Source organism: Sporosarcina obsidiansis, from assembly GCF_009651005.1.
Taxonomy (GTDB): Bacteria; Bacillota; Bacilli; order Bacillales_A; family Planococcaceae; genus Sporosarcina; species Sporosarcina obsidiansis.
In genome coordinates, this window is record NZ_WHVW01000005.1 from 55,234 (window position 1) to 69,390 (window position 14,157).

At 40.3% G+C, this 14,157-nt stretch carries 19 protein-coding genes; 8 read left to right on the top strand and 11 right to left on the bottom strand.

The annotated features are described in order from the left end of the window. Window position 1: 1 nt before the first annotated feature. The 6 genes from msrA to GD002_RS06020 all read right to left on the bottom strand — a co-directional run bounded on the left by msrA (window position 2) and on the right by GD002_RS06020 (window position 4,308). On the bottom strand, window positions 2-721 hold the full coding sequence (msrA, locus tag GD002_RS05995; protein WP_153731443.1) for a peptide-methionine (S)-S-oxide reductase MsrA: 720 nt from the start codon (window positions 719-721) through the stop codon (window positions 2-4). A 36-nt stretch (window positions 722-757) separates the two neighbouring features. Then, window positions 758-1,270 (bottom strand): YcxB family protein, encoded by a 513-nt coding sequence (locus GD002_RS06000; protein WP_153731444.1) that lies wholly within the window; start codon window positions 1,268-1,270, stop codon window positions 758-760. Then, window positions 1,254-1,850: a histidine phosphatase family protein gene (locus GD002_RS06005; RefSeq protein ID WP_153731445.1), complete on the bottom strand. Its 597-nt coding sequence runs from the start codon at window positions 1,848-1,850 to the stop codon at window positions 1,254-1,256. Before GD002_RS06005 ends, GD002_RS06000 begins: the two co-directional genes overlap by 17 nt. Window positions 1,851-1,873: 23 nt before the next feature. Beyond that, window positions 1,874-3,046 (bottom strand): MFS transporter, encoded by a 1,173-nt coding sequence (locus GD002_RS06010; protein WP_153731446.1) that lies wholly within the window; start codon window positions 3,044-3,046, stop codon window positions 1,874-1,876. A 199-nt stretch (window positions 3,047-3,245) separates the two neighbouring features. Then, on the bottom strand, window positions 3,246-3,440 hold the full coding sequence (locus GD002_RS06015) for a hypothetical protein (RefSeq protein WP_153731447.1): 195 nt from the start codon (window positions 3,438-3,440) through the stop codon (window positions 3,246-3,248). A 130-nt stretch (window positions 3,441-3,570) separates the two neighbouring features. Next, window positions 3,571-4,308, bottom strand: a complete 738-nt coding sequence (locus GD002_RS06020; protein ID WP_153731448.1) for a cyclase family protein — start codon at window positions 4,306-4,308, stop codon at window positions 3,571-3,573. Between the two features lie 211 nt (window positions 4,309-4,519). Between GD002_RS06020 and GD002_RS06025 the strand changes: the two genes are divergently transcribed. The 5 genes from GD002_RS06025 to GD002_RS06045 all read left to right on the top strand — a co-directional run bounded on the left by GD002_RS06025 (window position 4,520) and on the right by GD002_RS06045 (window position 8,180). Beyond that, the gene (locus tag GD002_RS06025) at window positions 4,520-4,966 is read left to right on the top strand and encodes a LytTR family DNA-binding domain-containing protein (protein ID WP_153731449.1); all 447 of its coding nucleotides are present in this window, start codon (window positions 4,520-4,522) and stop codon (window positions 4,964-4,966) included. A 10-nt stretch (window positions 4,967-4,976) separates the two neighbouring features. Further along, entirely contained in the window at window positions 4,977-5,396 is a 420-nt protein-coding gene (locus GD002_RS06030; protein ID WP_153731450.1) for a DUF3021 family protein, read from the top strand. Further along, window positions 5,389-6,321: an ABC transporter ATP-binding protein gene (locus GD002_RS06035; protein WP_153731451.1), complete on the top strand. Its 933-nt coding sequence runs from the start codon at window positions 5,389-5,391 to the stop codon at window positions 6,319-6,321. The genes GD002_RS06030 and GD002_RS06035 overlap by 8 nt, the downstream gene beginning before the upstream one ends. Next, entirely contained in the window at window positions 6,305-7,159 is an 855-nt protein-coding gene (locus tag GD002_RS06040) for an ABC transporter permease (protein ID WP_153731452.1), read from the top strand. The genes GD002_RS06035 and GD002_RS06040 overlap by 17 nt, the downstream gene beginning before the upstream one ends. Before the next feature lie 136 nt (window positions 7,160-7,295). Beyond that, window positions 7,296-8,180, top strand: coding sequence for a D-alanyl-D-alanine carboxypeptidase family protein (locus GD002_RS06045; RefSeq protein ID WP_153731453.1), 885 nt, complete (start codon window positions 7,296-7,298; stop codon window positions 8,178-8,180). An 18-nt stretch (window positions 8,181-8,198) separates the two neighbouring features. Here the strand turns inward: GD002_RS06045 and GD002_RS06050 are convergent, their stop codons facing one another. The 3 genes from GD002_RS06050 to GD002_RS06060 form a co-directional block, all read right to left on the bottom strand. Beyond that, a complete protein-coding gene (locus GD002_RS06050; RefSeq protein WP_153731454.1) occupies window positions 8,199-8,837 on the bottom strand; it encodes a pentapeptide repeat-containing protein in 639 nt (212 codons plus the stop codon). A gap of 97 nt (window positions 8,838-8,934) precedes the next feature. Then, window positions 8,935-9,714 (bottom strand): PAS domain S-box protein, encoded by a 780-nt coding sequence (locus GD002_RS06055; protein WP_153731455.1) that lies wholly within the window; start codon window positions 9,712-9,714, stop codon window positions 8,935-8,937. Between the two features lie 288 nt (window positions 9,715-10,002). Continuing rightward, window positions 10,003-10,512 (bottom strand): YusW family protein, encoded by a 510-nt coding sequence (locus tag GD002_RS06060; RefSeq protein ID WP_153731456.1) that lies wholly within the window; start codon window positions 10,510-10,512, stop codon window positions 10,003-10,005. 113 nt (window positions 10,513-10,625) lie between these two features. On the opposite strand from GD002_RS06060, the gene GD002_RS06065 reads away from it, so the two are divergent. From GD002_RS06065 to GD002_RS06075, 3 genes are all read left to right on the top strand, one after another. After that, window positions 10,626-11,540: a catalase gene (locus GD002_RS06065; RefSeq protein ID WP_153731457.1), complete on the top strand. Its 915-nt coding sequence runs from the start codon at window positions 10,626-10,628 to the stop codon at window positions 11,538-11,540. Next, window positions 11,540-11,794, top strand: a complete 255-nt coding sequence (locus GD002_RS06070) for a hypothetical protein (RefSeq protein WP_194841489.1) — start codon at window positions 11,540-11,542, stop codon at window positions 11,792-11,794. Before GD002_RS06065 ends, GD002_RS06070 begins: the two co-directional genes overlap by 1 nt. Before the next feature lie 313 nt (window positions 11,795-12,107). Beyond that, on the top strand, window positions 12,108-12,329 hold the full coding sequence (locus tag GD002_RS06075; RefSeq protein WP_153731458.1) for a hypothetical protein: 222 nt from the start codon (window positions 12,108-12,110) through the stop codon (window positions 12,327-12,329). A gap of 239 nt (window positions 12,330-12,568) precedes the next feature. Here GD002_RS06075 and GD002_RS06080 read toward each other — a convergent pair whose 3' ends face one another. Together GD002_RS06080 and GD002_RS06085 are read right to left on the bottom strand one after the other, a co-directional pair. Further along, the gene (locus GD002_RS06080) at window positions 12,569-12,874 is read right to left on the bottom strand and encodes a hypothetical protein (protein WP_153731459.1); all 306 of its coding nucleotides are present in this window, start codon (window positions 12,872-12,874) and stop codon (window positions 12,569-12,571) included. Next, window positions 12,864-14,114 (bottom strand): MFS transporter, encoded by a 1,251-nt coding sequence (locus GD002_RS06085; RefSeq protein ID WP_153731460.1) that lies wholly within the window; start codon window positions 14,112-14,114, stop codon window positions 12,864-12,866. Before GD002_RS06085 ends, GD002_RS06080 begins: the two co-directional genes overlap by 11 nt. Between the last annotated feature and the right edge of the window lie 43 nt (window positions 14,115-14,157).

A 14,157-nucleotide genomic window follows, 5' to 3' on the forward strand; every position in this document is an offset into this window, starting at 1 on the left:
ATTACTCTTGACGACTTAGCCCTTTGATGATGTCTTCATCCTGTTCAATCGGCAGGATGGGTTCATCATCGAGCACGTGTAAGTTGATATGACAGTACCCATTCGGATTCTTCTCTAAATAATCTTGGTGATATTCTTCGGCTGTATAAAAGTTTAGCAAAGGTTCCGCTTCCGTTTTGATCTCTTGGTCATAATACCCTTGTTCTTTCTTTATAGCTTGTTTAACAATCGTGGCGTCCTTTTCATCATCATAGTAAATGCCTGTTCGATACTGGACGCCTACATCATTCCCTTGCTGATCTTTCGTTGTTGGATCTATGACACGAAATAAGTAATCGATTAATGCCTCCAATGAAACTCGCTCTGGATCATACGTCACTTTCACCGTTTCAGCGAATTGCTGATCTCCTTTGATAACGTCTTCATAGCTTGGATTTTCACCTTCTCCATTCGCATAGCCTGACTCGGTATCCGCCACACCATACACTCTCGCCATATAGGCTTCGACTCCCCAGAAACAGCCACCCGCAAAATAAATGGTTTTCAATGAACGATCTGCATAGTCCAGGTGCTCATTCACATTTCGTATGTCTTCCTTCAACATATATCCACCAGTTACTGGCTCGGGTGCTGGCCGACTTGAAACCGTTTCTTTTTGGGAACAAGCTGACATGATACTAATAATAGTAGAGAGTATTAGAATAATGATTCGTAAATTCATAAGGACCACTCCATTTGTTGGACTTGTGTTCTATTACTAGTTTCCCATCCTCTTCTCCACATAAGCCTTCACAGCTTCTTCGGAATATACATCACGTTTCGGCAGGATATACGCGCTCACGGTACTCGTATAGATATAAAAATAGTCCGCATCTTCTATAATACGCTGTACGCCTGTCCACTGAACATTCGTTTCTCCAGTTGAAGTCGTATCCGTCATGCCGGTCTTATTCATTTTCATGAAGTGCTCACCGACTAGACCGTCATTCTTGCCTTCTTTGAGCATTTTGCGTACTTGTCGTGTAATGTGAAAATAAAAGTACTTTGGATATAAAATCACCCAAACAACAGCAGTTAAAGCAAACGTAGCAAACAATGGCCCTCTCGCCATATCTGTAAAAACAGATAAAAAGTAAGCAAATAGTAAAAATATCAAAGGCGAAACAAACCGTTGCCACTGCAGCGAGTTCTTGCCGACTTTGGAATTTTTCACATGATATAAATTAAAGGCGACCACATCTTCTTCGGTTAACTCATATTGAATCTCCATTTACTCCTCCTACTAAGTGTGCTGTGCAATTCAAAAGGGAACAACTTTTCTTCTCAACATCTATGATGGTCAGTGACGTGTTATCAATCGTTACCGCATATTTTTCATCTTCCATCATGGCTACAATCATCCGTTTAATAAAGCTTCCGTGACTTACGACGAGAATCCGTTTATCCCGGTTCAATCGGATCTGCTCTTCCACAAATTCCAGACCTCTCGCCAAAACACGATCTGCAGTTTCAAACTGCAAATCCAGCTCACGCCACTCTGGACCCCATTTCTGCACTCGTTCTTGCTCTGTCGTCCCTTCAATCAAACCGCTGCTCCTCTCTCGCACACGGTCATCTTCCACCACCTGCACATCTGGCAGACGAGCCGCAATGAGCTCAGCGGTATGTTTCGCACGATTCATTGGACTCGTAAATATGATATCCCACTGTTCATTGGCAGCGAGCCGCTCCGCCAACTTTACCGCAGTCTCTACTCCCTCTTCATTCAATGGAATATTCGAGCTCCCCTGCACCCGACCTTCTTTATTCCAAGCCGTCACGCCATGACGCACAAACCCAATAATCGTCATTACAATCTCCCCCTATCAATCCTCTATATATTCGCCTTGAAAGCAGGCGTCTTCTTGATCCATAGATAATTCAGTACGATACCGAGGAATAAGACAAACGCACCAAAATAAAACGGATAATCGACATCTATATCAAATAGAGCGCCTCCAATAATTGGTCCAAAGACGTTACCGATACTCGTAAACATCGAGTTCATTCCCCCGACAAACCCCTGTTCGTTTCCTGCAATTTTAGATAAATAGGAAGTAGCAGCCGGTCGAATTAAATCGAATCCTACAAAAATGATAATGGTTACAGCCAATACCGCAAAATAGCCTCTTACAAAGGTCGTGATAAACACTAGTACAGCTGAAAAAACAAGACAAAAGAAGATCAGTCTCTTTTCCCCGATCAGCCTCGCAAGTTTATCGAACAACAGCACTTGTGCAAGAGCTCCCACCAAACCACCACCCGTAATGATGATCGCAATATCAGTAGGCGTAAAACCAAATTTATGATCGACAAACAAACTGAAAATCGATTCAAATGAAGCGAGTCCAAATGACAAAATGAAGATAATTATGAACACGATAAAATAATGGCGCGCAAATACTCGCTTCCACCCTGGCTTGCTCCCGTCCTCTGCCACCGCTGCCTGATAGCGAGCAGGCTCGCGTAGCATTATGAATGAAAAGATGGCCGCGAATAATGCGAGTCCACCAGCGAAAAAGAAGGGAACCCGGGTACCGAATCCCGCTAAAAAGCCACCAATGCCCGGTCCAATAATAAATCCTGTGGAAATGGCAGCAGACATGAAACCTAATGCCTTTGATCGTGTTTCCATCGTCGTGATATCCGCGATAAAAGCGGTAACCGCAGGCATAATAAAAGCAGCACTCACGCCGCCTAAAATACGAGAACTAAAGAGTACAGGTAAGTTTTGTCCTATTGCAAATAAAAATTCAGATGCACTAAAAATGAGCAAACCGATGACAATCATTTTTTTCCGTCCAAACGTATCGACCCATCTTCCAGAAATAGGAGACACGAGTAACTGGGACATCGCAAAAACAGCGACCATATACCCGACAACTGTACCTGATATGTGCAATTCATTCATAAGCGTTGGCATAACAGGGATCACTAAACCAATTCCCAAGAATGCGATCAGTAAATTGGTCAGCAGTAGCCCTAATGTAATGGATTCTTTTTTCATACTCTCTCTCCTACGCTCAGTCTAAGTTGATATTTCTTCATCATAGCAAGCAGTGCATAAAGTTACAAGAAGAAGAGACGCACGGTTTTATAGATCCCCAGTTCATTTGTGGAAACTAATGAATTAGTCAGTAAACACGCAAAAAAAATACGGAACCCTTTTCTCACAGGACTCCGCAGTTTCTATTTCGACATTCTACCTATCTATTGTGTCGGCTTACAGTAATACCAAGCGCAATCGCCGTGCATCCAGCGAGGACAGCGACTGGTAATGCTCTCATGAAATAGGCATCAAATGTATAGCTATCCAAGGATATCACTGCAAATAAAATGCTAAGTATGAGAAAGGCAGCAAGCAATACCCATTGGATGACTTGTGGAAATCCGAATTTCATCGTCTAGCTCCTTCCTTTACGAACATTCTATCTATCCTTCTTCCACTCACTCTCTAGCATACTATAAACGATAAAACCATGATAGCGATCGTAAAGAAACCCGGCCGTTCATCATTTACTTACGTTGAAATCAAGGTAAAATCGCAAACGAACGCACAGGGAAACCAGAAGCTTTCTCGGGTTTTGGTACAATATTAAAAATGACCGCACCTTTTGCTGGCAGTTGATCCAAATTGGTCATTAATTCGATTTGATAGGTATCTTGTTCCAACACATAATATTCACCACGAAGTGCTTGATGCTTTTGGAAGTCAATGGCAGAATCGGTATCAAACGTTTCATGACCCACAGCCTGTACTTTCCGTTCTGTGAATAAAAACTCTAGCGCCTCCAATCCCCATCCTGGAATTCGATTATTCCCTTCTTCATCTTTATTGCAGAACGCTTCATTATCAGGCCACCTCTTGCTCCAGTCAGTTCGTAGTGCGACAAACGTGGCTTCCTCAATACGTCCATACTGTTCTTCAAACCCTAAAATATGTTCTACACGTACTGTGAAATCATGATCATCCTGCGCTTCCTTGGAAAAATCCATTACGACTAAAGGTAACACTAATTCTTTCAGTTTGAGCTCTTCTAAATACCGAGTATCACGCACAAAATGAATAGGGGCGTCAATATGTGTTCCATACTGACCTGCAAATTTAAAACTTTGTGCAAAAAAACCGTCATCATGATTGAAAAGCGTCGTAAATTCTGCTGCATCGAAAGCAGAAAAATGAGGTGATTCAGGACCAAATGTATGGGTCAAATCCACCCACTTTTTACTTTTTAATAGTTGAATAGCTCGCTGCAGTTCATTTGTCATGTTCGCTGCCTCCTATGTATCTCGTATATTTTTAATGGTACGTTCGGCTAAAATGAAAGTCAATACTGATTAGGTAGAACTATTCGATAACATATTAAATTCTGTATACCAGACAAAATGTAAGTTACCTTCCGATACATGCAAGACACCTAGATTATATTGTTCTGTTCCTTCCAAAATGGTACGATTCATCCAAGATTAGGGGTTAGAGGTGATCACCATACGATTAAAAATACATGAATCAGACGACTTTACAGACGTTGAAATCATCATAAACTGTCCAGAAATTGACGAGCGATTATCTCGCTTAATTCAACAGATGAATCAAATGATGTTTTCAATCCAAGGAAAGAAAGACGGTACGACCTATCCATTGGTATCAGATCAACTTTTTTATATCGAGTCAGTAAATGATACAACGTTTTTATATACCGACCAAGACGTCTTTGAGAGTGACAAGAAATTATATGAGTTCGAGGAGCAGTTGAAACACACGAGGTTCATGAGAATTAGTAAAAATTTCATTGTCAATACAGCGAAGATTGAAAGTGTGAAAGCTCTAATAAATGGACGGTTTGAAGCCTTTTTATCAAACGGCGAGAAAGTTATCGTGAATCGACATTATGTAAAAGCATTTCGAAAACATTTTTTAGGGTGAGGTGACGTGAATGAATCGTGCAATGATTTATCTAGGAGCAGCTTGTTTCGCATTTACCTTTAGCTCCATATTTTATTATATATTTCGACTGTTTAACATTTTTCCTCTCATGACAGAAGAAATGATTGTCTCTTTATTTATCATATCCTGTCTTATAACCATATTGATTTTCTTGTCGCATCAATTACCGATTGACCGGCCTTTACTTATCCATTTAATTGAAATCGTCTGTGTCATCGTCGTATTGCTCATCGCTGGGGCTGTTTTCGAGGTGTATCCTTTTCACGCTTATTATATTGGAACGGTCGCTCTGTGTGGACTTTTTGCCTACACATTCGTTATCATCATGATTTATATGAATAATAAGGTGGCTGAAAGAGAAATCAATCAATCTATCACACAGCAGAAGAGGAGTGATTTGGATGTCTAAAATTATTGAAGTCAATGGTTTGCGTAAGTCTTATGGTTCTATCGAAGCTGTGAAGGACGTTAGTTTCTATGTAGAAAAAGGAAGTCTCTTTTCATTCTTAGGAACAAATGGCGCAGGAAAATCCACTACCATCTCTATCATGTTAACGCTTTTGCAACATGACGCCGGTGAAGTAAAAGTGAATGGGTTAACTGTCGGCAAAGATGACGAAGCGATTCGGAAAGAAATTGGCGTCGTATTTCAAAACAGCTTTTTAGACCCCCTTCTGTCTGTACGAGAAAATTTAGATATACGGGCTCGATTGTATGGCATGTCGAAACCCGAAAGACTTGCTGCTATTCAAAGAGTTTCCGCGGTTGTGGATATTTCATCTATCTTAAAGCGCCGATATGGCAAATTATCTGGTGGTCAAAAGAGACGGGTAGATATTGCGAGGGCTCTTCTTCATAAGCCGAACATCTTATTGTTGGATGAACCTACAACTGGCTTAGATCCTCAAAATCGAAAACAGATTTGGAATACTATTTTACAACTGCAACGTGATACAAATATGACAGTCTTTTTAACCACGCATTATATTGAAGAAGCCGCTAATTCTAATTATGTTGTCGTAATGAAAGAAGGAGAGATTATTGCAAAAGGGAAGCCTGACGATTTAAAAGATCAATACTCTGCTGATCGTCTCATGATTACAGCACATGAAAAAGAACCATTACGCACCCAATTGCTAGAGAGTCAGCTCTTGTTCACTGAAGAAGGCTATTCCTTCCTCATCAATTTACCAACAACGGCAGATGCCATTCCTCTTTTAGTGCAATATCAAGACTATATTTCATCTTTTGAAGTACGAAAGTCGAGTTTAGATGATGTATTCATAAAAATTCACGATGGAGAGGAGACGGCTGACCATGTTAGGATTCGCTAGACGGAACTTGCTATTGTACTTCCGCGATAAAGCGGCAGTATTCTTTTCATTGCTTGCCGTCCTCATTCTACTTGCCCTTTATGTATTCTTTCTCGGAGATTTAATCGCTAGTGGATTGCCTAATTTCCCTGCTAAAGATTGGCTTCTTCTATCATGGATCATTGCTGGAATCTTAGCCGTTACTGCTGTTACCACTACTTTAGGAGCGTTCGGTGTCATGGTAGAAGATCGCTCAACACACGCATACTTGGACTTTTACGCATCTCCTATCAAACGTTCTTCACTTTTCGGTGGGTACGTGATCAGCTCTATCGTCATTGGCATTTTCATGTGCTTGATGACGCTCTTTGCAGCAAATGCCATCTTATTTTTTACAGGTGAGGAAATACTATCATTCATCCAGTTAACAAAAGTGATTGGTGTTATTTTCTTATCCGTTGCAGCAAGCGGTTCGATGATTTTATTCCTTGTTTCATTTTTTAAGACTGCCAATGCGTTTGTTGCAGCTAGCACCTTAATAGGGACTTTACTTGGTTTTTTAGCAGGCATTTATATTCCCATTGGCAATCTGTCCGCTTCCTTGCAGACGATCATAAAATTTTTCCCTACCTCACATTCCGCTGCTCTATTTCGGCAGTTGTTGATGGAACAACCTATGCAAGAGGCTTTCGCTCATGCTCCTAGACTGGCTAAGGAGGAGTTCCAACTGAATATGGGTGTATTTTTCGAGATATACGGAAGCTCCACTTCTCCCTTATTCAGTGTTCTTTATTTAATCGGGACTGCAATTGTCTTTTTTGCACTATCTATTGCTGTGATGAAGTGGAAGAGATCTTAGGTAAAAGTAAAAAGTGATTGAAACTAGACTTTCTCTACCTATTTCACTTCTTCATAAATTCTTCAGAAAAACCTATACTCTTTCTTCATCATCTTCGCGCATAATGAATGTAGTAACCTTATAGGATGGTGTATTCATGAAGAAGCTACTGCTAGTCCTACTCTTACTAGGTGGAATCTATTTCACCTTTACCAAGTGGGATAGCCAACAAATAGATCAAGAAAATTGGAGTGTTTCTGCGAAAGCGATGATTCTAATGGACGCAAAGACCGGCAAAGTTCTCTATAAGAAAAATAGTGTAGAGTCCTTACCCATAGCGAGCATGACGAAGCTGATGACTCAATATATCATTTTGAACTCTATTCAGAGCGGCAAGCTATCTTGGGATACGGAATATAAACCAAGTGCGTATGTACAAAACATGAACCAACTGAAAAACGCATCAAAAATTGGTATGGCGGTCAATCAAACCTATACGGTTCGTGAGCTGTTTACCGCCATGTCTGTCATTTCAGCAAACGATGCCGCCATTGCTTTGGCTGAGCTAGTCGGTGGGACAGAGGAACAGTTTGTCGCCATTATGAATGAACAAGCTAAAGCTTTTGGATTAAAGCATACGACATTTTATAATTCATCCGGGTTGGATGGAAGCTATTTAGGTAAAAGTGAAGAAGAAACCAATCTGTCATCTGCTCATGATATGGCTATCATAGCGCAGAAGCTCATAAATAAGCACCCCGAAGTTTTAGAATTCACAAAAATGCAAAGTTTCACTACAAATCAAGAAGTGAAAATGTGGAACACGAATTTATTGCTCCCCGGCATGCCACTTTCAATGGAAGGCATAGACGGTTTGAAAACGGGGTACACAGACGCAGCTGGTTCTTGTTTTGCTGGTACGGGTGTATTTAATGGCAACCGCGTTATTTCTGTTGTCATAGGAGTAGAAGAGGTACATGATGACAAGTCTAACCCTCGTTTTACCTTGACGCGCGAGATGATCGAACGATTCACAAACTAATTAATTCAACTACCAAGCTTATTCATCTCGAATATCTAATCCCATCATGGCAGCAAACTGAATTGCTTGATGAACAGACACAATACAACCTTCCAGATCCTTCATCGACACAGTTAGGCTGTCGAATTCGGAAGTTCTCAGTTCTATGCCTTTTAGAGGCGTTCCATCAAAACTGGCACGATCCAGTTTGCATTCGAAGAAGTTGGTATCCTTTAGCTTACAATCAAAGAAGTCTGTATCTTTAAGCTGACACTTTTCGAATAGAACACGATCCCACTTAGTATGGACAAACGCACATAGATTCCCAATGCATTGTTCGAATGAAACATGAGCGAATCGAGCGTCTGTAAAGTTGACACCAAGCATCTTACAATTATGGAAGCTGGCACGATGAATACTGACACCACTCAAATCTGCATTAGAAAAATCACAGTTCTCAAAACGCACATCTGTAATGAACAAGTCTGGTAAGGACGTATGCTGAAAACTAGAGTTCTTAATGATCATATTCGTTAAGTGAGCGCGCTCCACTGTCTCACTATCGATGCTTGAATCTACGACGATACAATTTTGCAGGAATGGATCTTCTTCCTTCCATAAATCTAGCAAAGTAGCTGAATTTAATTGATCTGAAATTTTCGGTTTATTGATTTTCATTTACATTACACCTTTCATATATCCATTACTAATTAAAGATAGCCTTCAGCGCAAACCAATAATTGTTTACGCTGAAGGCCTATTTCATTTCCATACCTTACTGAATATAACGTATGGCTTGTTGAATGTTTGAAAATGTCTGCAAACGCTGATTGGGATCTTTACTGGTCGCTATGCTACGAGCGAGTTTTGGTGATACACCTGTTATATACAGCTGACTCCCCATAAGTTCTAGCACTTGCTGAATCTCCAACAAGCGTGCAATTGAAGTTCCTTGCTTCCAAAATAACCCTGTAATATCAAGTAGCACATGATCGACTTCTTCTGCATGAACAAAGTCACTCAATTTCATGATCAATAGACTAAATCGTTCTTCATTCATTTGACCAATAAGTGAAACGGCCGCCAAATTATCTTGAATCATCATAATAGGCAACATCAATTGTTCGATTTCAGAATCCTTAGTTTCTAATTCTTCTTTTTGTCTATACTGAACGGACACATCTGTCTGAGTCCCAATAAAGTACTGGACTTCTCCAATTAAAAGTGGTCGTACGCTAAGACGGTTCCAGAATAGCGTACCGTCTTTTTTATAATTCTTCAATACTAGTGTAATTGGTTTTTTTTCTTGGATCGCCCTTCTAATTTGCATCAAGGCAGCAAGGTCTGTTTCTTTCCCTTGAAGGAATCGGCAATTACGTCCTATAGCTTCTTCCTGAGAATAACCTGTCATCTTTTCAAATGTTCGATTTGTGTAAATAATAGGATTGTCCTCTTGTGAAGCATCTGTCACCAATGTAGAAACCCTGCTACCGTCTAGCATCGCTTCTAACAACTGTTTTTGAACTATATCTGCTAAATGTTTTATGTGGATCACGCCCTATCCTATCATCTTGGAAACAATCTATTTTTTTATCGTAGCATATTCTCACCCCTTTTGTATAACAAATCGGAATAATCTGCAAGTTAGTTAGATAGCTCAAAAATCTAAAATTCAACAATTTATCGATCAACAAAACAAGTCCTCTGACAATTGATACGTCAGAGGACTTGTCTATTCTAATTCACACGTATGCAACGTGCATATCCGTGCACTCCTTCTTTTAGAACACAACAAAATGTTCAGGTGCAACTACACGGATCTTTTATGTTGCGTTACTTTTAGTTATTTACGATCTTCTATGTCTAATTTGCTGCCATCGTTAAACTTGATCTCTACTTCAAACTTCTCATAATTCGCTTCTAGTTCAAAGGCTTTCAATACTTGATCAATCGTTTCTTCATTTGTACTATCCTTTGTCAATTGAAGCTGCTGAACTCTAGGATAAAGATCATCGAATGCATCCTGACCTTTCAAGAAGACTTGATTCAGTTCATCTTCCACTTTCGCCTTGATCGGTTCATTCAGATCCTGCTCGATTTCTGCTTCATATTCTTTGTCCTTGCCATAAGAGACATCCACATCGATTTCACTAAATGACAACTTGTCCATATCAGTTTTCATTTGGTCTGTCGACTCCGTTTTTCCTGCAGTGTCAGTAGCTGTCGAATCTGTCGGTTGACTAGTTGGTGCATTGGTTGTGTCTTTTTCTGTGGTCGGCTCTTTCGTACCATTACCACATGCTGCAAGACTAAGGGTCATGATTGAAACAACAGATATGAGTAAACGTTTCATAGGGAGTTCCTCCTTGTAATGGTTTTCATTATAGTACTTCCCAGATTATCTACTTTCTAATCGATTACTTTGATTTTATTAAGGGTAAAGTGATTAGTAAAGGAGTGATTCAAATGAACAGTCATTGTCCATTATCAGCGAAGAAGGCAGTCGATACGATTGAATCGATCGGTCAAGTACAGAGACATTTACGTCGTGCCCATGCAACAGGTATCGCCTTCGATGCGGTATTTCAACCAACAGGTGCAGCAATTCCTTGGACTACGGCCGAGCACTTACAGAGACAAGAGTTACCTGCAGTTGTACGTTTTTCTCATAGTTCTACAAGCTCCGATCCGAATGAGCGACTGAATCCTGTAAAGGGGATGGCGGTTCGATTTCAATTAGCTAATGGAACACACACGAACCTTGTGATGGTCAATGTCCCCATCTTCATCAGTAACACGCCGGAAGCATTTGTCCGTCTTTTGAACGTTTTTTCCAAGGATTCCACTACGTGGGCTAAACGTTTTGATTCTCTTTTACATGACGCAGACTACAAAGCCTTCGCTACAATTTTGAAGAAACTCAAACCTTTCCAAAACTTCGAAACACTACATTACTATGCAATACACGCCTATTTCCTGGTCAATTCAGAAAATCAACGGCAAGCCGTCCGATTCGAGTGGCAACCACTACCTCAAAATGAAAGTACGATTACCGGCAACTCAATGGAAAATACATTAATCAAGAAAGTGGAGCACGGGGGTACTACGTCTGTACGTTTCCGCTTGCTTATGCAGTTAGCAGAACCAGGGGACTCTACAGATGACCCAACAAAAGCGTGGCCTGACGATCGAAAGAAAATCGAAGTAGGCGTTCTAACATTGAAATCTTTACGTGCCGACAATGCAGAGTCTATCTTGTTTGATCCGACAGTTACCGTTCCAGGTATAGAATGTAGTAATGATCCCGTACTACGATTCCGTGCAGCCGCTTACGAAGAATCCGCTAAACGGCGTGGTGCTCTTAGGTGGCCATCTTTCTAATGCTAGGTGGCATCGTGGATCATTTAGATACGATGATGACCTTTCAGGGGGTATTCCTGTTCTCTTGGGCAGCTATTTTAGTGACGAATGCCCTCGTCGTGAAAAAAATATTGAAAATCGGTCCTTCATATTATGTAGTGCGACAAGAATATTTGTACATATGGAATCCTGTTGGAGTAGTCTCTCTACTAATCGTTAGTGCATTTGATACAATTGCTTCTTCCGGTTATTTTGGATCATCCTACAGGCCATAGTTGCTTTTTTCGTTGCTTTACTTGCTGCCTTACTGACTGTTATTATCGCAATCTATACAAAAGACGACTATTATTTAGTGCGTGAACCGAATAATATTGAGGAAGATGACAAACTCGCCTGATTTGCAGAATGGAAATAGGGAATTGTTCTTTCATAGGGGTACGCCATGTTTAATCGGTCAGATTATTTTGTTGAGCTAGCAAGTCATTTAATTAAAAATAAAAAATATGGTAGCACTCTTTAATAAGCGTGTACATTGCATTATACCGCCTTGCCGATTGGTACATACAGTACAGCAAGGAGGTGTAGATTATGTCGAAATACGAAAGCAATGTATGGCTATTCATTTTCGGAATTTTGGCCGCGTATGCAGTAATAGGCTTGGTATTAATTGTGCCTGGCTTATTGGTGGCTTTGACTGGTAACTTACTGCTTAAGGGTGTAGTCATCCTTGTGGTCATCGTCGTTGCGTTGTTTGCCTTGGCGATTATCCTGAAGGGACTTACACGTTTGTTTCACTGTCTAAAGCATTGATTTAAAGAACTATGGAAGAGGTTGTTCATAAAATCATTAGAAAAAGACATTAGGCGGACAAACTCTTCATTTCCGTGTTACTTTCAATCGCTGACCGATCAATAAATTTATTGTAGCTCTATCAGCAGCAAGTTAGTATAAGAAGTAAAACAAGTGACGACTACCGATTGGTTGTCGTCACTTGTTTGCTATTTAGAATAGTCATAGAGATTTAGATTTCGTTGCCTGGCCGCCCTCACCTATTCAGAACCTACTGCTCGTGCTCTCATATATAACACTATAAAGGAATCCTCTAAGTACTCTTCCATTTCTTCTTTCAATCTTCTGCTACCTAACTTTACAAGTTCTTTATCTCCTAGTTGTTTGAGTCGACTATACTCTAAAAAGGATAGAAGATGTCTACGTCGTTCTGTTCTTTGCTCTATACCGTACTTATAAAAAAATAGATCTATGGAGCGGTGTAGCTCATTATTTACTTTGTACATTTTGTTGCATTGATTAACAAATACGGGATCTGGTAAATTAACTATTTCTTCAGTCGACAACTCCATCTCCTCCTTTCATATTACGTTGCTTGGTCGTTTGTTTGAGTATGAGAACAACGACTACCATTAATACCGCTAGAAATAGCCAACCGTTTGAAAAAGACCCACTAGCGTCCACGATGTAACCAAACATTGGAGGGATGATCAACACACCCCATGAGCTAATCGTAATAGTGACACCCGTTGCAAGCCCTGATTTCTCTTTTTGAACTAACTCCACTATAATCGTCATCCATACGCCATTATAGCCCGATATAGAAAAGCCGAAGAGGAAGACAATAAGCAGCACAACTAATAAAGGGGTAGTAGGTAGTAACACAGCACATACTAGTGCACAAAACCCTGTCAGGATCGTCACAATGAACATAATGATCATTCGGTTACCTGCAAAGAATTTATCGCTGATTGCCCCCCAAGCTACTCGCCCGATAGACCCGCCTATTTCCGCTAATACGAGAAGTAGTCCGGCCAAAACTAGCGTCATTTCTAATTTTTCAAAAGCATATAAGATAATATAAGTTGTGAGGCATAGCTGTGCACCTTGCAGTCCCATTGCACTGATACTCAATAAAAGAACCTTTCTGTTTTTTACTATCGCTTGTAGATCTTCTCGAAAATCCTTTCTATTAAATAACGTTTCCTTATTAATCATAGAATCTGCTGCGTCTTGATAGTAGTAAGATACCAACACACCCACCGCTAACAGCACAAGACAGCTAATCAATAATGCTGGACGCCAACCAATTTCCTTGGCTAACGGTAATAATAGCAGTGCAGCCAATGCGGAACCTGCTGTAATTCCCATTTGCTTAATTCCCATTGCAGTCCCTCTACTACGTTGAGGAAACCAATAAAGGATTCCTCTATTCGTTGCAGGATGCATCGCAGCATATGCTCCACCACCAACCACAACTATTAGCAAGAGAAGGTAAAATTGGTTAGCTAAAGAAATTAGAACAAAGCTGATTCCTAGTAAGGCGATTGTGCCGAATAACTGCTTTTTAGTTCCTAACCGATCGACTAATAGACCTGAAGGAATCGCCGCCAATGATTGCCCTAAAAATAGAGCGGCAGGAAGCATACCTATTTGTGTATTCGAAAGTGATAGATCTTTACCAATTAAAATTGTCAAAGGTGCTAAACTTCTACCAACAAATGACACCATTACTTGTGCAATCAATAGCCAGATCAGCATTTTCCAAGCTGTCTGTAATGTATTAACTTCAGATTTCATGTTCATTAGGAAAATCATCTCTTTTATCCTCTATAATGAAAAAGAGAGG

What these genes read in the sequence shown, in the direction of transcription:
- msrA (WP_153731443.1), bottom strand. Translation starts at nt 721, where the DNA reads ATGAATTTACGAATCATTATTCTAATACTCTCTACTATTATTAGTATC.
- GD002_RS06000 (WP_153731444.1), bottom strand. Translation starts at nt 1,270, where the DNA reads ATGGAGATTCAATATGAGTTAACCGAAGAAGATGTGGTCGCCTTTAAT.
- GD002_RS06005 (WP_153731445.1), bottom strand. Translation starts at nt 1,850, where the DNA reads ATGACGATTATTGGGTTTGTGCGTCATGGCGTGACGGCTTGGAATAAA.
- GD002_RS06010 (WP_153731446.1), bottom strand. Translation starts at nt 3,046, where the DNA reads ATGAAAAAAGAATCCATTACATTAGGGCTACTGCTGACCAATTTACTG.
- GD002_RS06015 (WP_153731447.1), bottom strand. Translation starts at nt 3,440, where the DNA reads ATGAAATTCGGATTTCCACAAGTCATCCAATGGGTATTGCTTGCTGCC.
- GD002_RS06020 (WP_153731448.1), bottom strand. Translation starts at nt 4,308, where the DNA reads ATGACAAATGAACTGCAGCGAGCTATTCAACTATTAAAAAGTAAAAAG.
- GD002_RS06030 (WP_153731450.1), top strand. Translation starts at nt 4,977, where the DNA reads ATGAATCGTGCAATGATTTATCTAGGAGCAGCTTGTTTCGCATTTACC.
- GD002_RS06035 (WP_153731451.1), top strand. Translation starts at nt 5,389, where the DNA reads ATGTCTAAAATTATTGAAGTCAATGGTTTGCGTAAGTCTTATGGTTCT.
- GD002_RS06040 (WP_153731452.1), top strand. Translation starts at nt 6,305, where the DNA reads ATGTTAGGATTCGCTAGACGGAACTTGCTATTGTACTTCCGCGATAAA.
- GD002_RS06045 (WP_153731453.1), top strand. Translation starts at nt 7,296, where the DNA reads ATGAAGAAGCTACTGCTAGTCCTACTCTTACTAGGTGGAATCTATTTC.
- GD002_RS06050 (WP_153731454.1), bottom strand. Translation starts at nt 8,837, where the DNA reads ATGAAAATCAATAAACCGAAAATTTCAGATCAATTAAATTCAGCTACT.
- GD002_RS06060 (WP_153731456.1), bottom strand. Translation starts at nt 10,512, where the DNA reads ATGAAACGTTTACTCATATCTGTTGTTTCAATCATGACCCTTAGTCTT.
- GD002_RS06065 (WP_153731457.1), top strand. Translation starts at nt 10,626, where the DNA reads ATGAACAGTCATTGTCCATTATCAGCGAAGAAGGCAGTCGATACGATT.
- GD002_RS06070 (WP_194841489.1), top strand. Translation starts at nt 11,540, where the DNA reads ATGCTAGGTGGCATCGTGGATCATTTAGATACGATGATGACCTTTCAG.
- GD002_RS06075 (WP_153731458.1), top strand. Translation starts at nt 12,108, where the DNA reads ATGTCGAAATACGAAAGCAATGTATGGCTATTCATTTTCGGAATTTTG.
- GD002_RS06085 (WP_153731460.1), bottom strand. Translation starts at nt 14,114, where the DNA reads ATGAACATGAAATCTGAAGTTAATACATTACAGACAGCTTGGAAAATG.